Genomic DNA, 20,134 nt, shown 5'->3' on the forward strand with positions numbered 1-20,134 from the left:
AAAAAAGTTACTGAGTGGTGCTTTTTTACCCGAAACCCGGCTAAAGCGACAGTTTTTCGAGCTTTGTGAAGCCATATCGTTGTAAAACGGGCATTAATTGTACCGCCTGCTCAGTAATATCCATACAGAACGCCATGTTCTCATCCGGCGAAAAAGCGTCTGGCGACTCATTTTCCAGTAACCACACCGTTCGACGCGCAATTGCCGCACCAGAATCGATTAAACGGGTACCTTCAGGGAGTACCTGCTGTAGCTCTTCACTAATAAGAGGGAAATGCGTGCAGCCCAGGACGACGGTATCCGGTGGTTCCTGCATACGCAGCCACGGCTGCAATATGCGCTTCACGTCATCGATAGAAACAGGCTGGCCATGCAGTTTGGCTTCCGCCAGCTCTACCAACTCCGCCGATCCCAGCATCTCGGTCTTACATTCACTGCCAAAACGCGCCACCAGCTCATGCGTATAAGGACGTTTCACCGTCCCCCGGGTCGCCAGCAGGCCAACAACCCCATTACGAGTCAGGCGCGCTGCCGGTTTTATAGCAGGAACCACACCGACAACAGGAAATGCAAAGCGCTCGCGTAAAGCGGGCAGCGTGACGGTACTCGCTGAGTTACAGGCGATCACCACCAGAGCCAGGGGATAACGGCGGGTCACCGCTTCAACGATAGCGACCACACGCTCGACGATAAACGCTTCCGACTTTTCGCCATAAGGGAAAGCGACATTATCGAACGCGTAGAGATAATGGAGATCCGGCAGCAATTTGCGGATCTCATCATAGACTGAAAGCCCACCGACGCCGGAATCAAAAACCAGCACGGTGGGACGCGGTTTAGAAGGTGTAGCTGCCGCTGAGGTAGTATTCCCGTCCAGGGGTTTCATAGCCATACACTGTCTCGTATTCTTTATCGAACAGGTTGGCAATTCTACCACGAACGGTGAGATGGGATGTGACTGGATACGACACCGCGAGATCCCACAGGCTGACCCCCCCCAATTTGGCCAGATCACCATTTGGATTGGTTGCGTATTGACGGTCGTAGCGTTCACCCAGGTATTGATAACTCACTGACCAGTCGAAATTATACACCGTCCAGTCGAGCTGATACTTCACCTGCTGTTTAGCCCGACGCAGCAAAATCTCATTGGTTTCAGCATTACGCGGATCAACGTAATCATAGGAAATCTGGTGAGATACCGGACCGATATCAAATGAAGCCGTTGCTTCCACACCTTTGATGGTCGCTTTATTGATATTGTAATAACCGCCGTTGGCACTACTGTAATCAATAAGGCTGTCGATATCGTTGCGATATCCGGATACATGCCAGGTCACAGGGCCCGTTAAGCCTTCGAAGCCCCCTTCCCACTGCTTGCTCTCTTCAGGATCAAGATTGCTATTGCCGCCAAAAGAACCGTACAGCTGACCGAGATTGGGTGCCTTAAATGCCGTCCCGTAACTGGCGATGAAACGATAACCCTCAATAAACTCCCAGGCCGCGCTGGACTGCCAGGTGTTATGCCAGCCGTAAACGGAGTGATCATCGCCACGAACGGCACCGTCCAGCGTGACTGGACCAAACATCTGCTGCCCGGTGGCATACAACCCCGTATTGGTCACGTCACGACGGTCATTTACATAAGCAGTCCCTGGCTCAATGGACTGCTTCTGCCAGTCAACGCCGCCACCCACACTGCCCTGTCCCACGGCCACATTATTGGCCCACTGCAAATTATACTGCTGGGAGTCATCAAGAGTGGCAGAAGATGCATAGCGTCCCATATCAGGACTGTAATTATAATCTTTCGTGTGGCTGTAGCTGGCGGTCAGATTGGAAGAATAGAGACCATTATTGAAGCGGAGTCCACCATCCCAGGTCTGGCTATACAGCTGGCGGGTATCAACATAGGTATCGGGTTGAACATAGGTCGGGCTACCGTCATAGGCAGTGCGGTTATCAAAGCCATAACCCCGAACAAAGGCACTAAAATCATCATTGATCTGATGTTCAATCGCGCCATAGATGTTCTTGCTCATAAACCCATCACGATCGGGTTGTGCAGTGTTGCCAAGTGCATCAGGGTAATTAGCAACAACATCATAGCCTTTGGTGTAGGTATAGTTACCTGCAAGCGTCACCCGAGTATTCTGGCCCAGCATCTGCTGAGTGGAACCGTCGTAAGACTGATAGCCGTTGGAACCAACCCCTGCCGCAAGCGTCGTACCATCCTCATTGCGCGTGGTAATGATGTTGAGTACCCCTCCAATGGCATCAGAACCATAGACTGCTGAACGTGCTCCACGTACATATTCAATCCGCTGAACCAGTGAAATTGGGATCTGGCTGAGATCGGAAGCACCGCTGATCCCCGCCTGATTAAGGCGCACACCATCAATTAAGACCAGAACATGGCTGGAGTTAGTGCCACGAATAAACAGTGAGCTTTGCTGGCCCATTCCACCATTTTGAGCAATATCGACACCCGGCAGGCGACGCATCACATCCGTCAGCGTTTTTGACTGCCAGCGGTCGATCTGCTCTTTCGTAACCACCGTGGTAGGGGCCAATACAGAAGAGACTGGCTGTTCAAAACGATTCGCAGTCACAACCTGCGTTTCTTCATTACTCTCCTGTGCAAAGCCGTTTTGCGCCCAGAGGGAAATCGCCGTAGCGCTAAACGCCAGCAGCGAGTTTTTAGTTGTTATCATCATCAAGCATCCAAAAGATGTGCAGGATGCCGCAGGCATACGATCGATAGCACGCGATGATCGTAAAAAATGCGACGTTCATCCGGCAGGTCTTCGGGCTCAGAATCCTTAAGTGGCAATGACTTCCCGTCAAAAGACAGTGTCTGCATTACGCTATTGTCACGACATTCTATACCGCTGCGCGTCAGCTCCAGATTTGCACTGGATTCCCTTTTAACTCGTGGGGAGGCCGGAGGCCGCATTTTATGTACAAATATATTAGAAGTCCAGATATCCAGACATCCATAATGAATGAAGAGTGGACAACGCTGGACATGAGATAAAGATTCCCTACAATCGCCCGGCTATATCCGCCAAATACCCAGGAATCACCATGACACCCGAACAACTGCCTGTTGAACAGTATGATGACCAGCTCACTGAGAAAGTGACACGACTGACGTCCATGATGTCCGCATTTAACGCGCCCGAAGTCGAAGTCTTCCGTTCTCCGGTCAGCCACTATCGGATGCGTGCAGAATTCCGTATCTGGCATGATGGCGACGACCTGTACCATATTATTTTCGATCAGGAGACGCACAACCGCATCCGGGTCGACAGCTTCCCGGCGGCCAGTGAACTGATTAACCGCCTGATGCCCCGTATGATCGCGGCCGTGCGCGACCAGCGTGCGCTGCGCTTTAAACTGTTCCAGATAGACTATTTATCGACGGTCAGCGGCCAGATGGTGGTTTCACTGCTCTATCACCGTAAGCTGGATGAAGAGTGGCAGCAGGCGGCCACGCTACTGCGTGATGCGCTGCGTGCGGAAGGGTTCGATCTGCATCTGATCGGCCGCGCCACTAAAACCAAAATCTGTCTGGACCAGGATTTCGTTGATGAGCGTCTGATGGTGGACGGCCGTGAGATGATCTATCGCCAGGTAGAAAACAGCTTTACGCAGCCCAATGCGGCAATGAATGTGAAGATGCTGGAATGGGCGCTGGATGCCACGCGCGATTCTCGCGGCGACCTGCTGGAGTTGTACTGCGGCAACGGCAACTTCTCACTGGCACTGGCGCGTAACTTCCGCCGCGTGCTGGCAACGGAAATCGCCAAACCGTCAGTCGCCTCTGCTCAGTACAATATCGCGGTAAACCAGATCGATAACGTACAGATTATCCGCATGGCGGCAGAAGAGTTTACTCAGGCAATGAACGGAGACAGAAGCTTCAGAAGGCTGGAAGGTATCGATCTGAGCAGCTATGAATGCGAAACCATTTTTGTCGACCCGCCGCGCAGCGGCCTGGATGAAGAAACGGTGAAGATGGTGCAGGCGTATCCGCGCATTCTGTATATCTCCTGTAATCCGACGACGCTGTGCGAGAACCTCGCCACGCTGTCTGACACCCATGAGATCGCTCGCCTCGCGCTGTTTGACCAGTTCCCGTATACCCATCACATGGAGTGCGGCGTACTACTGACCCGCCGCTAAACTGGCCCGGGCGATGCGGGCCGCCCGTTATTGCTGACTATTTTTGCGCGCGCGCCACTTCATGGCAATCCAGAACACCACCACCACCATCAGGATGGTCGGTACAAAGTTAGAGCCAATGTCCGGGTATTCTGCCCGGACGATGGCGCTGTACACCAGAATCCCCAGCAGGAAAAAGCCGGCAGCCAGCGACGGCATTCCTTCAGGCATGGCGCGATTCAGGTAGCGCTGATGCAGGCACCAGGCAGCCAGACCGAGCGCGATCAACGGGAAGACTGAAAATGGCACCAGAGAACTGAACAGTGCCGAAAAAGAACCATTAATGGAAAGTCCGGTAATAAAGGTCAGCAGCAGTGTTCCTTTGTCCCGGCCCGTTGCTAAATTCATGTCACCCCCTGCTAGTCTTTGGATTCCAGCGTTACTGCCAGCTTTTCCTGCTCACGGCGGTACCAGTAATAGGCCCCCTTCGAGATCATCCGCAGCTGCAGCACCAGTCGTTCTTCCAGCTGACGCCGCTGATCGGCATCAATATCCAGCGCTTCCGCACCGGCGTTAAACACGATAATCACCATCGCTTCAGCCTGCGCCTCGGTGAAGCTGCGCGGCATGCGATTTTCAATTTCCAGATAATCAGCCAGTTCGGCGATAAAGTGCTGAATCTCACGCGCTACAGCAGCACGGAACGCGGATGAGGTTCCGGAACGCTCACGGAGTAACAGGCGAAAGGCGTTAGGATTGTCGCCAATAAACTCCATAAAGGTAGAAACCGATGTCCGGATAACGCTGCCACCTTTGGCAATACGCTGACGAGCCTGACGCATAAGCTGTCGCAGCATCAGGCCACTTTCATCCACCATCGTTAGCCCCAATTCATCTACATCACGAAAGTGACGATAGAATGACGTTGGAGCAATACCCGCCTCCCTGGCGACTTCACGCAAACTGAGGCTGGCAAAACTACGTTCGGCGCTTAGTTGACTAAATGCCGCTTCGATTAATGAACGTCGTGTACGTTCTTTTTGCTGCGCTCTGACGCCCATTTTTCTGCCTGTTTAGCCTGCAAGTGGGCACTATAGCAAAAATTTCAGCGTACAGTGGGCCAAACTTTGTGACCGCCTGTTAACTCATTCATTTGGCAATTGATGGCAAAAAGCACGGTTAGAATTGGGAACTGAGGCGCGAGATGTTAGAATCTCGTTGTAAAATTGTATAAAAAATAGGACGTATTGGTATGCAACAGTCTTATGATTACGACGCCATCGTGATTGGCTCCGGCCCTGGCGGTGAAGGTGCCGCGATGGGCCTGGTGAAACAGGGCGCACGAATTGCCGTTATCGAGCGCTATCACAATATCGGTGGCGGATGTACACACTGGGGGACGATCCCTTCTAAAGCGCTGCGCCATGCCGTCAGCCGCATTATCGAATTCAATCAGAACCCCCTGTATAGCGACCACACGCGTCTTTTGCGCTCTTCTTTTGCTGATATTCTGAACCACACTGAAAACGTCATCAGCCAGCAAACCCGGATGCGTCAGGGCTTCTACGAGCGTAATCACTGTGAACTGTTCCAGGGTGACGCCCGTTTTGTCGATGCCAACACCATCGAAATCGAAAGCCATGATGGCACGGTCGAACGACTGACCGCCGGAAAGTTTGTGATTGCCTGTGGTTCACGCCCTTACCATCCACCGGATGTCGATTTTAGCCACCCACGCATTTATGACAGCGACTCTATCCTTAACCTGCACCATGAACCGGATCATGTGATTATCTATGGTGCCGGTGTGATCGGTTGTGAGTACGCGTCGATTTTCCGTGGCCTGTCGGTCAAAGTCGATCTGATTAATACCCGCGACCGTCTGCTGGCCTTCCTCGATCAGGAAATGTCAGACTCGCTCTCTTATCACTTCTGGAATAATGGCGTGGTGATTCGCCATAATGAGGAGTTTGAGAAAATTGAAGGGGTGGCAGATGGCGTGATTATGCATCTCAAGTCCGGCAAGAAACTCAAGGCAGACTGCCTGTTGTACGCTAACGGACGCACCGGGAACACCGATTCACTGTCACTGGACAATGTCGGGCTGGAAGCGGATGGTCGCGGTCTGTTGAAAGTGAACAGTATGTACCAGACGGCACAGCCGCATATTTACGCAGTGGGGGATGTAATTGGTTACCCAAGTCTGGCGTCTGCTGCCTACGATCAGGGGCGCATTGCCGCGCAGGCGATGATCAAAGGCGAAGCGACCGCGCACCTGATTGAAGACATTCCGACCGGTATCTACACCATCCCGGAAATCAGCTCCGTCGGGAAAACCGAACAGCAGTTAACGGCGATGAAAGTGCCCTACGAAGTGGGTCGGGCACAGTTCAAACACCTGGCACGTGCGCAGATTGTCGGGATGAATGTCGGGAGTCTGAAGATCCTGTTCCACCGCGAGACCAAAGAGATCCTCGGCATTCACTGCTTCGGTGAACGTGCTGCGGAGATCATCCACATCGGTCAGGCGATTATGGAACAGAAAAACGGTGGCAACACGATTGAGTACTTCGTGAATACCACCTTTAACTACCCGACGATGGCGGAAGCCTACCGGGTTGCCGCGTTAAACGGCCTGAACCGCCTGTTTTAACGCACCGCCATTCATGACCGCCTGCATATGCTCGCGGATCTCCTCTGCCAGCTGCTCATAGCGGCCGCGCAGAGGGGAACCCGGGCGATACACTAACGCGATGGTGCGCTGTGGTACCGGCTTATAGCAGTCCAGGTAACACACCCCGTCGCGCACCCGCTCTTTCGGTACCGCCAGCGAAGGCAACAGCGTAATGCCGCTGCCCGCAGCCACCATATTGCGTAGCGTTTCCAGACTGGTCGCGCGGAAGTGTGTGTCTTCATCTGCTCCGGCCTGGAAGCAGAAGCCCATCGCCTGGTCGCGCAGACAGTGACCGTCTTCCAGCATCAAAAGCTTTTCACCGGAAAGATCCGACATCGGTACGCGATCGCGGTCATGCCATGGGTGATCGGCATAGATCGCCAGTTTCATTGGCTCATCAAACAGGGGCACTTCAATAAAGGCTTCTGACTCTTTCACCAGCGCCAGAATGGCACAATCCAGCTTACCGCTGTCGAGCTGCGCCAGCAGCTGCTGGGTCTGCGCTTCGTGCAGATACATTTCCAGCTTCGGGAAAGTTTTATGCAGCGTGGGAATAATCTGCGGCAGCAGGTACGGGCCAACGGTCGGGATCAGACCAATATGCATCGGCCCTGACATCGCCTCGCCCTGCTGACTGGCCATCTCCTTCAGTACTTTCACTTCACGCAGCACGGTACGGGCCTGGTCCACCAGCAGCAGACCGGCCTGGGTAAACAGTACTTTACGACTGGTGCGCTCCAGTAGCATCACGCCCAGCTCATCCTCCAGCTTACGAATCTGGCCGCTTAACGTCGGCTGACTCACATGGCAGGCATCGGCTGCACGACGAAAATGGCGATGTTCTGCCAGCGAAACCAGATACTCCAGATCACGTATATTCATTTTATCCTCTCATTCACGATAGTTCGTGACGATAGATAGCATAGCAACCAACGATTATCCCTATCAAGCATCAATAAAGATAATGTGCCGGTGCAGAAAGGGAGCACACCTAATTTTATAACGTTGAGGTCTTTTTATGTTTGCAAGTCAGGAAGGTAAGTCTATCCCGCAGGTCACTTTTCACACGCGTCAGGGCGACAGTTGGGTCGATGTCACCACTGATGAGCTGTTCAAAGACAAAACGGTGATCGTTTTTTCTCTGCCGGGAGCCTTTACCCCCACCTGTTCATCCAGCCATCTGCCGCGCTATAACGAACTGGCAGACGTATTTGGGCAACATGGCGTGGACAGCATCCTGTGCGTGTCAGTCAATGACACCTTTGTGATGAACGCCTGGAAAGCCGATCAGCGTGCCGGCAACATCACCTTTATTCCCGATGGCAACGGTGATTTCACCCGGGGTATGGAGATGCTGGTGGAAAAAGCCGACCTCGGCTTTGGTCCCCGCTCATGGCGTTATTCCATGCTGGTGCGTAACGGCGTGGTAGAGAAGATGTTTGTTGAACCGAATAAGCCCGGCGACCCGTTTGAAGTGTCCGATGCGGATACCATGCTGCGCTATGTGGCCCCGGAATTTAAAGTGCAGGAGTCCGTTTCCCTGTTCAGCAAGCCGGGCTGCCCGTTCTGTGCCAAAGCCAAGCAGATGCTGTTAGACCGAGGGATCGCGTTTGAAGAAATCGTCCTGGGTCAGGACGCCACCACCGTGAGCCTGCGTGCCGTCACCGGCCGGGCTACCGTACCTCAGGTGTTCATTGGCGGTCGCCATATCGGCGGCAGTGATGATTTAGAGCAGTTCTTCGCGGCATAACAGACAGGGGCGGCCTTCTTCTGGTCGTCCCTTTCACGCTGGCAGGCTGACCCCGATAAGAAGGTCAGCCTGGCGCCCGTTATCCCAGGCGCTGTTTCGCTTCAGTGATCGCATTTGCTACCTGATGCGGAGAAACGCCGCCTTTAGCGTTACGTTTGTCCAGGCAGGACTGCAGCGACAGGAAGGGATAGACATCTTCTGCAATCACGCTGCTGAACTTCTGCAGGTCAGACAGCGCCAGTGCTTCCAGCGCTACACCCTGCTTAATCGCTTCTACCACGGTTTCACCGACAATATGATGCGCTTCGCGGAACGGCACGCCTTTGGCGACCAGGTAATCCGCCAGTTCGGTCGAGTTCGCATAACCCTGTTCGGCGGCTTCCTGACAACGCGGACGTTTCACCTGAATTCCGTCCAGAACCAGCGCCGCCATATGCAGGCAGTCAGACCAGGTATCGAGCGCGTCGAACAGCCCTTCTTTGTCCTCCTGCATATCTTTATTGTATGCCAGCGGCAGACCTTTCAGCGTCATGCTCATGGCGGTCAGTGCCCCCTGCACGCGGCCAACCTTGCCACGGATCAATTCCAGCGCGTCCGGGTTTTTCTTCTGTGGCATCAGCGAGGAGCCCGACGTCACTTTATCAGACAGCTCAACAAAGCCCGCCTCACCCGTGTTGAAGAAGATCAGATCTTCGGCAAAACGCGACAGGTGTACCATGCCGATAGAAGCATCTGACAGCAGTTCCAGCACGTGGTCGCGGTCGGATACGGTATCCAGACTGTTACGGGTGGCGGAGGCAAAGCCTAACCATCCAGCCAGCTGTTCGCGGTCGATCTCATACGCAGTTCCGGCCAGAGCACCGCAGCCCAGCGGGCTGACGTCCAGCCGCTTCAGCGTATCCTGCAGGCGGCTTTCATCACGCGCCAGCATCTCAACATAGGCCAGACACCAGTGGGCAAACGTCACCGGCTGCGCGCGCTGCAGGTGGGTGTAACCCGGCATGACCGCGTCCTGGTTGGCTTCTGCGGTGGCAATCAGTGCCTGCTGGAACTGACGTGTGGCAGTCAACAGTTCGCTGACCTGCGCTTTACACCACAGTTTCAGGTCGGTAGCGACCTGGTCATTACGGCTACGGCCAGTATGGAGTTTTTTACCCAGTGAACCGACTTTGTCGATCAGCTTCCCTTCCACCCAGCTGTGAATATCTTCGGCGTCGCTTTCCAGGATTTGCTGTGGGTTCGCGCGCACGTCTTCCAGCAGCGCATTCAGCGCAACTTCCAGCTGCTGCTGCTCGTCTGCGGTTAACACATTGACCGTCACCAGCGCTTTGGACCAGGCAACGGAACCAGTGATGTCCTGCTCTGCCAGACGATAGTCGAAGCGCAGTGAGTCATTAAATAACTTGAAACGCTGATCTGCTGCCTGCGTAAACCGTCCACCCCAAAGTGCCATGCTCAGTACTCCATTCAAATAATGTAATAAGGGCGGCACAGGTGCCGCCCCTACGAATGCCTGTAGGGGCGAGTGGCCTCGCCCGGAAAAGATTACTTCTTCTCGTTCAGCGCGCGAATGCGTGAAGACAGAGAGAACAGACGGATAAAGCCGCCTGCATGACGGTGATCGTACACTTCGTCTTCACCGAAGGTGGCAAACTCTTCAGAGTAGAGGCTGTTAGCCGATTTCTTCTGGATGGCTGTTACCTGACCTTTGTACAGCTGCAGCACCACTTCGCCGTTCACTTCTTCTGCCAGTGCCGCCGCAGAAGCCTGAATGGATTTACGCAGCGGTGCGAACCAGCGGCCATCGTAAACCACATAGGACATTTCCAGGCCAAGCTGCTCACGCCATTTGAAGCTGTCGCGATCCAGAACCAACTGCTCAACCGCACGCAGCGCATTCACCATGATGGTGCCGCCAGGGGTTTCGTAGCAGCCGCGGGACTTGATACCCACCAGACGGTTTTCCACGATATCGATACGACCGACGCCGTGACGGGCACCGATGGCGTTCAGTTTGTCCAGGCAGCCAAACGGGCTTAACGCTTCGCCGTTCACCGCAACGACGCACCCTTTCTCAACGGTAACGGTCACCTGCTCAGGCTGATCCGGGGCTTCCAGTGGATCCACGGTCCATACCCAGCAGTCTTTGTTCGGGGCATTCCACGGGCTTTCCAGCACGCCGCCTTCGGTAGAAATATGCCAGGCGTTTTCATCACGGCTGTAGATTTTTTCCAGCGACGCGGTGGTCGGAATATTACGCTCTTTCAGGTAATCCAGCAGGGCTTCACGGGAACGCAGGTTCCACTCACGCCATGGCGCGACGACTTTCAACTGTGGGGCCAGCGCGGTGTAAGTGGTTTCAAAACGCACCTGGTCATTGCCTTTACCGGTTGCGCCGTGGCACAGGGCATCTGCGCCCACTTTCAGCGCCAGCTCAACCTGCGCTTTAGCAATAATCGGGCGCGCCATTGAGGTGCCCAGCAGGTAAGTCCCTTCGTACAGGGCACCGGTCTGCAGCACAGGATAAACGTACTCGCTGATGAACTCTTCGCGCAGATCCACCACATGGCACTCAGACGCACCGGACTGCAGCGCTTTCTGCTCCACGCCTTCCAGATCGCCGCGCTCCTGGCCGATATCCGCCACGAATGCCACCACTTCACAGCCGCCGTAGTTCTCTTTCAGCCATGGAATGATGGCCGAAGTATCCAGACCGCCAGAGTAAGCCAGTACGATTTTCTTGATGCTTTTGTCTTGCATTGTCTCTTCCTTAAATGAATACGTTACTAATTAAGCGAGGATACGGGTGCCGATGGACACGCCGTTAAATAAGGTTGGCAGCTGTTCGGCATGGCGCCAGCTGGCGATATCCACCGGGCGGCCCAGCGTACGGGCGGCTTCCAGCGCAGCATTAACTTTGACGATCATCCCGTCAGTGATCACCCCATCGGCGATCAGCTGTTCGGCTTTCTCTGCCGTCATCTCTTCAATACGCTGCCTGTCAGCATCCAGAATACCGCTGACATCAGAAAGCAGGATCAGGTCCGCCCCCAGCGTGGCAGCCAGCGCCGTCGCGGCCTGGTCGGCGTTAACGTTCATCAGCAGGCCATCGGCAGTGATGCCAATCGAGCTGACGACCGGCAGATAGCCCGCACCCAGCAGCGTATTTATCAGGTGGGGAGAACCCGGCGTGGCCAGCCCTACATGGCCCAGTTCATCGTCAAACTGCGCCACATCAACGCTGCCGCCGTCGCCCAGGCACAGACCAACGGCATCAATGCCATGTTTTTTTGACCAGGCCAGCAGGGTTTTGTTCGCTGTACCCGCCAGGGCCCCGGTGATAATGTCAATCTGGTCGGCGGGTGTGACGCGCAGTCCGTTTTTTTTCTTCACCGGCAGCGACAGCTTGCTCATCAGTTCATCGACCAGGCAGCCGCCACCGTGAACGATCAGCAACGGGCGCTGATGCGTGGTACGGTAGCTGGCCAGAGCAGTAAACAGACGCTCCAGCGCCTCTTCGCTGTCCAGCAGCACACCGCCTAACTTGATAATTAACGGATGGGTCATCAACTCAACTCGCTCTCTGTGATAGATAGAATTTTCGGTTTCCATCTGGCCGCCGATATTGTATTTTTATTCACTATTAGTGCATGAATATTGATACTATCCTAACCCAAGGACTGTCAACAGTGAAGACAAAATTACCCCCTTTTATTGAGATTTACCGCCAACTGATTGCAACCCCATCAATCAGCGCCACCGACAGTGCGCTCGACCAGAGCAATGAAACTTTAATCAATTTACTGGCGGGCTGGTTCCGCGATATCGGCTTCAGCGTGGAAGTCCAGCCGGTACCCGGCACGCGCAATAAATTCAATATGCTGGCAAAGAGTGGCCAGGGTGCGGGCGGCCTGCTGCTGGCCGGGCATACCGACACCGTGCCATTCGACGATGGCCGCTGGACGCGCGATCCCTTTACCCTGAGTGAGCACGACAATAAGCTCTACGGTCTCGGCACGGCCGACATGAAAGGCTTCTTCGCCTTCATCTTAGAGACCCTGCGTGATATTGACGTGTCAGCGCTGAAAAAACCGCTTTATATTCTCGCCACCGCCGATGAAGAAACCACCATGGCGGGCGCGAAGTTCTTCTCTGAAACCACCAGCCTGCGTCCGGACTGTGCCATTATCGGCGAGCCCACCTCCCTGAAACCCGTGCGTGCGCACAAAGGCCATATTTCTAATGTGATCCGTATTCAGGGTCAGTCAGGCCACTCGAGCGATCCGGGCCGCGGCGTCAATGCTATTGAACTGATGCATGAGTCCATCACCCAGTTGATGGAACTGCGCAATACGCTGAAAACACGCTATCACCACGATGGCTTTGCCATCCCCTACCCAACGATGAACTTTGGCCATATTAGCGGCGGCGACGCAGCCAACAGGATCTGCGCCTGCTGTGAACTGCATATGGATATCCGCCCACTGCCGGGCCTGACGTTGAGCGATCTTGACGGTCTGCTGAATGAGGCGCTGGCTCCTGTCAGTGCGCGCTGGCCAGGCCGTCTGACCGTGGGTGAGCTGCACCCGCCGATCCCGGGCTACGAGTGTCCGCGTGAGCATCAGCTGGTTCAGGTGGTGGAAAAACTGCTGGGGACAGAAACAGAGGTGGTGAACTACTGCACCGAGGCACCGTTCATCCAGCAGATCTGCCCGACGCTGGTGTTAGGCCCGGGATCGATCGATCAGGCGCATCAGCCGGACGAATTTATAGATACGGCGTTCATTAAACCGACCCGCGAGCTGATCGCCCAGGTGGTGCATCATTTTTGTCATCATTAACCCGGTTTAATCAAAATACTTCGGGTTGCAGGGGGATGGCAGGCCCGTCAGTCCCCATCACGATGTGACGGGGGTAAAAGTGTCCGCCCCCTGCATTTCCAGGGTAAGAATGACGTACTGAAGGGACAATTGGCTGCAAAAACAGCGTGTTGCCCCTGATTTCAATTATTCCGGATGATAAGAATAACTTATCTCGTTCTGCTGTAATTAAATTTCATAAATTCCGGCTATTTAGCGTCACGATGCGCTGTATTTAAGTCAATTGACGAATGGTTGCGAACGTGGCTAGATAAAAGACAACGTTATGCCCACTGGGGTGAAAGATAGTTACAAATACAAGAAGGGTGTCAGGGATCATATGAACGAACAATATTCCGCAATGCGAAGTAATGTCAGTATGCTCGGCAAACTGCTCGGGGATACTATTAAGGATGCACTGGGAGAGAACATCCTGGACCGGGTAGAAACCATCCGTAAGCTCTCAAAGTCATCACGTGCGGGAAATGATGCCCACCGTCAGGAACTGCTGACCACGCTGCAAAATTTGTCCAATGATGAACTGCTGCCGGTAGCCCGTGCATTCAGTCAGTTCCTCAACCTGACCAACGTAGCCGAGCAGTACCACACCATTTCGCCAAAAGGCGAAGGTGCGAATCACCCTGAACTGCTGGCCGGTACCTTTGAGCGCCTGAAGCAGCAGCCAGACCTGACCGAAGCCGCCGTTCGCGAAGCGATTGAATCTCTGTCGCTGGAACTTGTTCTGACCGCCCACCCGACTGAAATCACCCGCCGTACCCTGATCCATAAACTGGTCGAAGTGAACAGCTGCCTGCAGCAACTGGATCACAATGACCTGTCTGACTATGACCATGGCAAGATCATGCGCCGCCTGCGCCAGCTGGTGGCCCAGGCCTGGCATACCGATGAAATTCGTAAATATCGTCCCACGCCCGTGGATGAGGCCAAGTGGGGCTTTGCGGTGGTGGAAAACAGCCTGTGGGAAGGCGTACCGCAGTTCCTGCGTGAGCTGAATGAGCAGGTCGAAGCCGCCTTTGGTTACACCCTGCCGGTTGATTTTGTGCCGGTCAAGTTTACCTCCTGGATGGGCGGTGACCGCGATGGCAACCCGAATGTGACGGCCGATATCACCCGCCATGTACTGCAGCTTAGTCGCTGGAAAGCCACCGACCTGTTCCTGCGCGATATCGCCGTACTGGTCTCTGAGCTGTCGATGTCAGAATGCACGCCGGAAGTGCGTGAGCTGTGCGGTAACCCGGACGCGCTGGAGCCTTACCGCGAGATCATGAAAAACCTGCGTGGCCAGCTGATGAGCACCCAGGCTTATCTGGAACGCCGCCTGAAGGGCGAGCGCCTGCCGCGCCCGGACAACCTGCTGATCTCCAACGATCAGCTGTGGGAACCGCTGTACACCTGCTACCAGTCACTGCAGGCCTGTGGCATGGGCATTATTGCCAACGGTCAGCTGCTCGATACCCTGCGCCGCGTGAAGTGCTTTGGCGTGCCGCTGGTGCGTATTGACCTCCGCCAGGAAAGTACCCGCCATACCGAAGCCATTGCTGAAATCACCCGCTATCTCGGCCTGGGCGATTACGAGAGCTGGTCAGAAGCTGACAAGCAGGCTTTCCTGATCCGCGAACTGAGCTCCAAACGTCCGCTGATGCCACGCCAGTGGGAACCGAGTGCTGATACGAAAGAGGTGCTGGATACCTGTCGCGTAGCGGCGGATGCACCGCAGGGTTCGATTGCTGCCTATGTTATCTCCATGGCGAAAACGCCGTCAGACGTGCTGGCTGTTCATCTGCTGCTAAAAGAGGCGGGTATTTCTTACGCGATGCCGGTGGCCCCGCTGTTTGAAACCCTTGAGGATCTGAACAACGCCAATGATGTCATGAGCCAGCTGCTGAATATCGACTGGTATCGCGGCCTGATTCAGGGCAAGCAAATGGTGATGATCGGCTATTCCGACTCCGCCAAGGATGCAGGGGTGATGGCTGCAAGCTGGGCACAATATCAGGCTCAGGATGCGCTGATCAAAACCTGCGAGAAAGCCGGTATTACCCTGACGCTGTTCCACGGACGCGGCGGCTCCATCGGCCGCGGCGGTGCGCCGGCACATGCAGCGCTTCTGTCGCAACCCCCGGGCAGCCTGAAAGGCGGCCTGCGCGTGACCGAACAGGGTGAGATGATCCGCTTTAAATACGGTCTGCCGGAAGTCACTATCAGCAGCCTGTCGTTGTATACCGGGGCGATCCTCGAAGCTAACCTGCTGCCACCGCCGGAGCCGAAGCCCGAGTGGAACAGCATCATGGACCAGCTGTCTGATGTGTCCTGCAAAATGTACCGGGGCTACGTGCGTGAACACGAAGACTTTGTGCCTTACTTCCGTTCTGCCACCCCCGAGCTGGAGCTGGCCAAGCTGCCGCTGGGCTCACGTCCGGCGAAACGTCGCCCGACCGGCGGTGTTGAGTCGCTGCGTGCCATTCCGTGGATTTTCGCCTGGACGCAGAACCGCCTGATGCTGCCCGCCTGGCTGGGTGCCGGTGCCGCGCTGCAGAAAGCGATGGAAGAGGGTCATCAGGAAACGCTGGAAACCATGTGCCGCGACTGGCCGTTCTTCTCGACTCGTCTGGGGATGCTGGAGATGGTGTTCTCGAAGGCTGACCTGTGGCTGGCGGAATACTACGATCAGCGTCTGGTGGATAAATCGCTGTGGTCACTGGGCAAACAGCTGCGCGATCAGCTGGACTCCGATATTAAAGCCGTGCTGACCATTGCTAACGATTCGCACCTGATGGCCGACCAGCCGTGGATTGCCGAGTCGATTGCCCTGCGTAACGTCTACACTGACCCGCTGAACGTTCTGCAGGCGGAGCTGTTACACCGTTCTCGTCAGCAGGAAGCGGCGGGCGCAGAGCCGGATGCCCGCGTTGAGCAGGCACTGATGGTGACCATCGCCGGCGTGGCGGCGGGAATGCGTAACACGGGTTAAGCCGACAGCAGGGGCGATAGGAAAAATGATCGCCCTCACAACCTGTAGGGGCAGAGATTCTTTTTCGGCCTGCCCCTGACAACAAAAAAGGACGCTCAGGCGTCCTTTTTTGTTGTCGCGGTTATCAGGCGACGGCCAGACCCGGGCGGACGCCCAGCGTGTGGCAGATGGCATAACTCATCTCCGCGCGGTTCAGCGTGTAGAAGTGAAAATCTTTCACCCCTTCGCGGCTGAGAATTTTTACCATATCCATCGCCACGTTAGCACCGACCATTTTGCGGGTTTCCGGGTCGTTATCCAGCCCTTCAAACATACTGGTCATCCAGCCCGGCACGCGGACGTTAGTCATCGTGGCGAAGCGCTGTAACTGCCTGAAATTCGACACCGGCAGAATGCCCGGAACGATTTCAACATCAATGCCGGTAGAGACGCAACGGTCACGAAAGCGCAGATAGCTCTCCACGTCGAAGAAGAACTGGGTGATAGCCCGGTTAGCCCCCGCATCAATTTTACGCTTCAGATTGATCAGATCCGCCTGAGCGCTCTTCGCCTCCGGGTGCACTTCCGGATAAGCGGCCACCGAGATATCAAAATCCCCCACGTCTTTCAGCAGCGCGACCAGATCGGCACCGTACATTTCCGGCTTGCCCCCGCCCGGCGGCAGGTCCCCGCGCAGGGCGACAATATGGCGAATACCGTTGTCCCAGTAGTCACGGGCAATGTTACGCAGCTCATCGCGGGTCGCGTCAATGCAGGTCAGGTGAGGGGCCGCTTCCAGACCGGTACGGTCTTTGATCCCTTTGATAATGCTGTGGGTCCGGTCACGTTCGCCGGAGTTAGCCCCATAAGTGACCGAGACAAATTTTGGCTTCAGGCTGCTGAGGCGATCGATAGAGCTCCACAGGGTGTCTTCCATTTCGCTGGTGCGCGGCGGAAAGAACTCAAAGGAGACGTTAATTTGCCCGCTGATTTCGGCAAGACTCTGGTTCAGTGCTTCGCGCTGATTTGCGTGGAAAAAACTCATACCCGTTTACCTCATCGATCGCTGCTCAGGATAAATCTCTGTCTTAACGTCTATCCGTTTAGACGTCCAGACATTCAAAATGACGCAAATTGGTTAATCAGTCAACAGTTAAATGATGACCTGACGTGACAAATTCTCAACGAAGATGAGGAAAATTCATGCAGGGAAGGAAGAATGAGGAAATGAACCTCTGGGGCCGCCCTTTTATTTCGGTCGACCCCAGAGAAAAACTACAGCAGCTGTGCCAGGCGGTTAAGATCGGACTGGATCGCCCCGGCCGTGACGTCGCGGCCGGCTCCCGGCCCACGGATCACCAGCGGATTATCACGATACCAGCGGCTTTCAATGGCAAACACGTTGTCGCACGGCAGCAGGGCAGCCAGCGGGTGATCGTCCCGCACGGCCTCCACACCAACGCGCGCTTTGCCGTTCGCGTCAAAACGCGCCACATAACGCAGGACCAGGCCCAGCTCCTGAGCAGCTTCAAAACGCTGAACCATCTGATCGTTCAGTTCATCGGCGTTTTCAAAGAAGTCATCAACCGATCCGGACTGATAGCTGGCCGGCACCAGTGATTCCACGCGCACCTGACCGGGTTCAATATCGTAGCCCGCCTCGCGGGCGAGGATCACCAGCTTACGCATCACGTCCTGGCCGGAGAGATCGGCACGCGGATCTGGCTCCGTCAGCCCCTGCTGCCACGCCTGGTCCACCAGCTCGGTAAATGGAACCGTACCGTCAAACTGCAGGAACAGCCACGACAGCGTACCGGAGAAGATACCGCTGATGGAGAGGATGCTGTCGCCACTTTCCCGCAGATCGCGCACCGTGTGGTTCACCGGCAGTCCGGCCCCGACGGTGGCATTGTACAGCCAGTGACGTCCGGTTTTGGCGAACGCATCACGGATCTGGCGATAGCTGTCACTGCTGGCCGCGCCCGCGACTTTATTCGCCCCGATTACATGGAAACCGTAGCTGGCAAAATCCAGGTACTGTGCGGCCAGCGTTTCACTGGCGGTCACATCCAGCACCACCAGATCGTCAAACGGGTGAGCCCGCATCCACAGGAACAGCGATTCCTGATCCTGTTCTATGGCCTCATCTTCAAAGAAAGCCAGCGCATGGCTGGCATCCAGCCCCTCATAGCTGAGCAGGCTGCGACGGCTGTCCACCACGCCTGCCAGAACAAATTCAAAGCCGGTACGTGCCGACAGGGTTTCCTGCTCGCGGGCAAACAGTTCCAGCCAGCGGGAGCCAATGTTGCCTTTGCCAAACAGCACCAGGCCGACCTGTTTTTCCGCCCGGAACAGCGTCTGGTGCAGGCCCCGGATCAGATGTTCGGTTGGCCCGACGCGCAGCACCGCTACCAGGCTGATGCCCTCCTGAGACTGGCAGATAAACTCCACCGGCTGGTCTTTCATCTGCTGCCAGAAACGATGGCTGTGCAGCGGATTACGGCAAACGCCCGCCCCGACCATCGCCACCATCGCCATCCCTTCACGCAGCTGCAGGCGACCGGGCAACGCCGCATCCTGCAGCAGGGTTAAGGCGCTGTTAACCACTTCCGAGGTGTAGCAAAGCTGGAGGAGATTACGGTCCGGGTGAACACCGGTTGCCAGCGGGCGTACCTGGGCCCGGGTCAGCAGTTGGTCGATCTCCTTACGCAGCGTGGCAAAGTCGTGCTGTGCGGGTACCTGGAACTCTATCAGGCACACGTCATCATGGCTGGTCACAATCCGCGCGCCGGTGCCTGAGGCCAGCACGCGCTCGATGCGTGTTGAACCCTCTCCGGGCTGATAACTGCAGCGCAGCTGTAAATCAATATCGCTGCCGGAAACCGGCTGCAGCGTGCGGGAGTGCAGTACCGGTGCCGCCAGACGTGCCAGCTCGCTGGCTTCATCCAGGCGCAGCAGCGGCAGCAGACAGGCATCCTTCACTTTACGGGGATCGGCACTGTATACACCTGCCACGTCGCTCCAGATAGTCACTCGCGTCACCCCGGCCAGTGCACCGATCTGCGTCGCCGAGTAGTCACTACCGTTGCGTCCTAACAGTACGGTTTCACCGGCATCATTGGCGCAGATAAACCCGGTCACCACCAGACGCTGCCCCGGGCGCTCTGCCATCAGTTGCTGTAACAGCGGCAGCGATTTCGCTTCATCCACCTGCGGCTGTGCGGCACGCTCAGCGCGTAAAAAATCGCGGGCATCGAGGAAGCTCGCCTCAATATCACGCAGATTCAGCACAGCGGACATCAGGCGAGCCGACCAGATCTCACCGTGACCGACCACCTGCGCATACACGGCATCAGTGATGGCGTTATCCAGCAGGGCTGCCAGTTTCTCAAGATCGCGTATAAATTCAGCAATCAGCGGCTCGGCCACAGCGGGCGGTAACAGCGCACCGATCAGTTCACTCTGATAACGACGAAGCGCCTGCTGCACCTGATGGGCAGAGAGACGATCGCTCTGGCTCAGTTTGAGCCAGCTGATCAGCTGATTCGTCGTGCTGCCGGCAGCCGATACGACCATCAGATCGCCCGGCTGACTGTACTCGGCCATGATCCCGGCTACGCGCTGGTAGCATTTGGCATCGGCCAGACTGCTGCCACCAAATTTATGTAACTGCCGCGAACTGTCTGCCCCTGCCACTGCTGAATAACTCATGC

General features: G+C 55.6%; 15 protein-coding genes and 1 riboswitch. Of the genes, 5 read left to right on the forward strand and 10 right to left on the reverse strand.

Translation table 11 applies throughout. The annotated features are described in order from the left end of the window. Positions 1-40 precede the first annotated feature (40 nt). Together murI and btuB are read right to left on the reverse strand one after the other, a co-directional pair. A complete protein-coding gene (gene murI, locus EPE01S_RS15320) occupies positions 41-892 on the reverse strand; it encodes a glutamate racemase (protein WP_062746754.1) in 852 nt (283 codons plus the stop codon). Then, a complete protein-coding gene (btuB, locus tag EPE01S_RS15325) occupies positions 837-2,714 on the reverse strand; it encodes a TonB-dependent vitamin B12 receptor BtuB (RefSeq protein WP_062747025.1) in 1,878 nt (625 codons plus the stop codon). Before btuB ends, murI begins: the two co-directional genes overlap by 56 nt. Before the next feature lie 67 nt (positions 2,715-2,781). After that, positions 2,782-2,963: riboswitch (cobalamin riboswitch) on the reverse strand. A 124-nt stretch (positions 2,964-3,087) separates the two neighbouring features. Between btuB and trmA the strand changes: the two genes are divergently transcribed. After that, positions 3,088-4,188, forward strand: coding sequence for a tRNA (uridine(54)-C5)-methyltransferase TrmA (trmA, locus tag EPE01S_RS15330; RefSeq protein WP_062746756.1), 1,101 nt, complete (start codon positions 3,088-3,090; stop codon positions 4,186-4,188). Positions 4,189-4,215: 27 nt separating this feature from the next. Here trmA and EPE01S_RS15335 read toward each other — a convergent pair whose 3' ends face one another. Together EPE01S_RS15335 and fabR are read right to left on the reverse strand one after the other, a co-directional pair. Next, on the reverse strand, positions 4,216-4,575 hold the full coding sequence (locus tag EPE01S_RS15335) for a YijD family membrane protein (RefSeq protein ID WP_062746758.1): 360 nt from the start codon (positions 4,573-4,575) through the stop codon (positions 4,216-4,218). A gap of 11 nt (positions 4,576-4,586) precedes the next feature. Then, positions 4,587-5,228, reverse strand: a complete 642-nt coding sequence (gene fabR, locus EPE01S_RS15340) for an HTH-type transcriptional repressor FabR (protein ID WP_062746761.1) — start codon at positions 5,226-5,228, stop codon at positions 4,587-4,589. Between the two features lie 191 nt (positions 5,229-5,419). Here fabR and sthA point away from each other — a divergent pair, with 191 nt between their 5' ends. Next, positions 5,420-6,820: a Si-specific NAD(P)(+) transhydrogenase gene (sthA, locus tag EPE01S_RS15345; protein ID WP_062746764.1), complete on the forward strand. Its 1,401-nt coding sequence runs from the start codon at positions 5,420-5,422 to the stop codon at positions 6,818-6,820. Here the strand turns inward: sthA and oxyR are convergent. Next, positions 6,794-7,723 carry a DNA-binding transcriptional regulator OxyR gene (oxyR, locus tag EPE01S_RS15350; protein WP_062746767.1) on the reverse strand — a complete coding sequence of 310 codons (930 nt, stop codon included), beginning with the start codon at positions 7,721-7,723 and terminating at the stop codon, positions 6,794-6,796. The genes sthA and oxyR overlap by 27 nt on opposite strands. Positions 7,724-7,859: 136 nt before the next feature. Between oxyR and EPE01S_RS15355 the strand changes: the two genes are divergently transcribed. Further along, positions 7,860-8,591, forward strand: a complete 732-nt coding sequence (locus tag EPE01S_RS15355) for a glutathione peroxidase (RefSeq protein ID WP_062746769.1) — start codon at positions 7,860-7,862, stop codon at positions 8,589-8,591. Positions 8,592-8,670: 79 nt separating this feature from the next. Here the strand turns inward: EPE01S_RS15355 and argH are convergent, their stop codons facing one another. From argH to argB, 3 genes are all read right to left on the reverse strand, one after another. After that, on the reverse strand, positions 8,671-10,044 hold the full coding sequence (gene argH, locus EPE01S_RS15360) for an argininosuccinate lyase (protein WP_062746773.1): 1,374 nt from the start codon (positions 10,042-10,044) through the stop codon (positions 8,671-8,673). A gap of 92 nt (positions 10,045-10,136) precedes the next feature. Beyond that, positions 10,137-11,351: an argininosuccinate synthase gene (locus EPE01S_RS15365; protein WP_062746776.1), complete on the reverse strand. Its 1,215-nt coding sequence runs from the start codon at positions 11,349-11,351 to the stop codon at positions 10,137-10,139. A gap of 30 nt (positions 11,352-11,381) precedes the next feature. Further along, positions 11,382-12,158 (reverse strand): acetylglutamate kinase, encoded by a 777-nt coding sequence (argB, locus tag EPE01S_RS15370; protein ID WP_062746779.1) that lies wholly within the window; start codon positions 12,156-12,158, stop codon positions 11,382-11,384. A gap of 122 nt (positions 12,159-12,280) precedes the next feature. Here argB and argE point away from each other — a divergent pair, with 122 nt between their 5' ends. Beyond that, positions 12,281-13,432, forward strand: a complete 1,152-nt coding sequence (gene argE, locus EPE01S_RS15375; protein WP_062746782.1) for an acetylornithine deacetylase — start codon at positions 12,281-12,283, stop codon at positions 13,430-13,432. 358 nt (positions 13,433-13,790) lie between these two features. Next, the gene (ppc, locus tag EPE01S_RS15380; RefSeq protein ID WP_062746784.1) at positions 13,791-16,442 is read left to right on the forward strand and encodes a phosphoenolpyruvate carboxylase; all 2,652 of its coding nucleotides are present in this window, start codon (positions 13,791-13,793) and stop codon (positions 16,440-16,442) included. Positions 16,443-16,566: 124 nt separating this feature from the next. On the opposite strand, the gene metF is transcribed toward ppc, so the two are convergent. After that, entirely contained in the window at positions 16,567-17,466 is a 900-nt protein-coding gene (gene metF / locus EPE01S_RS15385; protein ID WP_062746786.1) for a methylenetetrahydrofolate reductase, read from the reverse strand. Between the two features lie 230 nt (positions 17,467-17,696). Further along, complete coding sequence (locus EPE01S_RS15390) at positions 17,697-20,132, reverse strand: bifunctional aspartate kinase/homoserine dehydrogenase II (RefSeq protein ID WP_062746788.1); 2,436 nt, start codon at positions 20,130-20,132, stop codon at positions 17,697-17,699. Positions 20,133-20,134: the final 2 nt, after the last annotated feature.

This window comes from Erwinia persicina NBRC 102418, from assembly GCF_001571305.1.
Lineage (GTDB): Bacteria > Pseudomonadota > Gammaproteobacteria > Enterobacterales > Enterobacteriaceae > Erwinia > Erwinia persicina.

Coding starts and splice junctions, on each gene's coding strand:
- murI (WP_062746754.1), bottom strand. CDS start 892: ATGGCTATGAAACCCCTGGACGGGAATACTACCTCAGCGGCAGCTACA.
- btuB (WP_062747025.1), bottom strand. CDS start 2,714: ATGATAACAACTAAAAACTCGCTGCTGGCGTTTAGCGCTACGGCGATT.
- trmA (WP_062746756.1), top strand. CDS start 3,088: ATGACACCCGAACAACTGCCTGTTGAACAGTATGATGACCAGCTCACT.
- EPE01S_RS15335 (WP_062746758.1), bottom strand. CDS start 4,575: ATGAATTTAGCAACGGGCCGGGACAAAGGAACACTGCTGCTGACCTTT.
- fabR (WP_062746761.1), bottom strand. CDS start 5,228: ATGGGCGTCAGAGCGCAGCAAAAAGAACGTACACGACGTTCATTAATC.
- sthA (WP_062746764.1), top strand. CDS start 5,420: ATGCAACAGTCTTATGATTACGACGCCATCGTGATTGGCTCCGGCCCT.
- oxyR (WP_062746767.1), bottom strand. CDS start 7,723: ATGAATATACGTGATCTGGAGTATCTGGTTTCGCTGGCAGAACATCGC.
- EPE01S_RS15355 (WP_062746769.1), top strand. CDS start 7,860: ATGTTTGCAAGTCAGGAAGGTAAGTCTATCCCGCAGGTCACTTTTCAC.
- argH (WP_062746773.1), bottom strand. CDS start 10,044: ATGGCACTTTGGGGTGGACGGTTTACGCAGGCAGCAGATCAGCGTTTC.
- EPE01S_RS15365 (WP_062746776.1), bottom strand. CDS start 11,351: ATGCAAGACAAAAGCATCAAGAAAATCGTACTGGCTTACTCTGGCGGT.
- argB (WP_062746779.1), bottom strand. CDS start 12,158: ATGACCCATCCGTTAATTATCAAGTTAGGCGGTGTGCTGCTGGACAGC.
- ppc (WP_062746784.1), top strand. CDS start 13,791: ATGAACGAACAATATTCCGCAATGCGAAGTAATGTCAGTATGCTCGGC.
- metF (WP_062746786.1), bottom strand. CDS start 17,466: ATGAGTTTTTTCCACGCAAATCAGCGCGAAGCACTGAACCAGAGTCTT.
- EPE01S_RS15390 (WP_062746788.1), bottom strand. CDS start 20,132: ATGAGTTATTCAGCAGTGGCAGGGGCAGACAGTTCGCGGCAGTTACAT.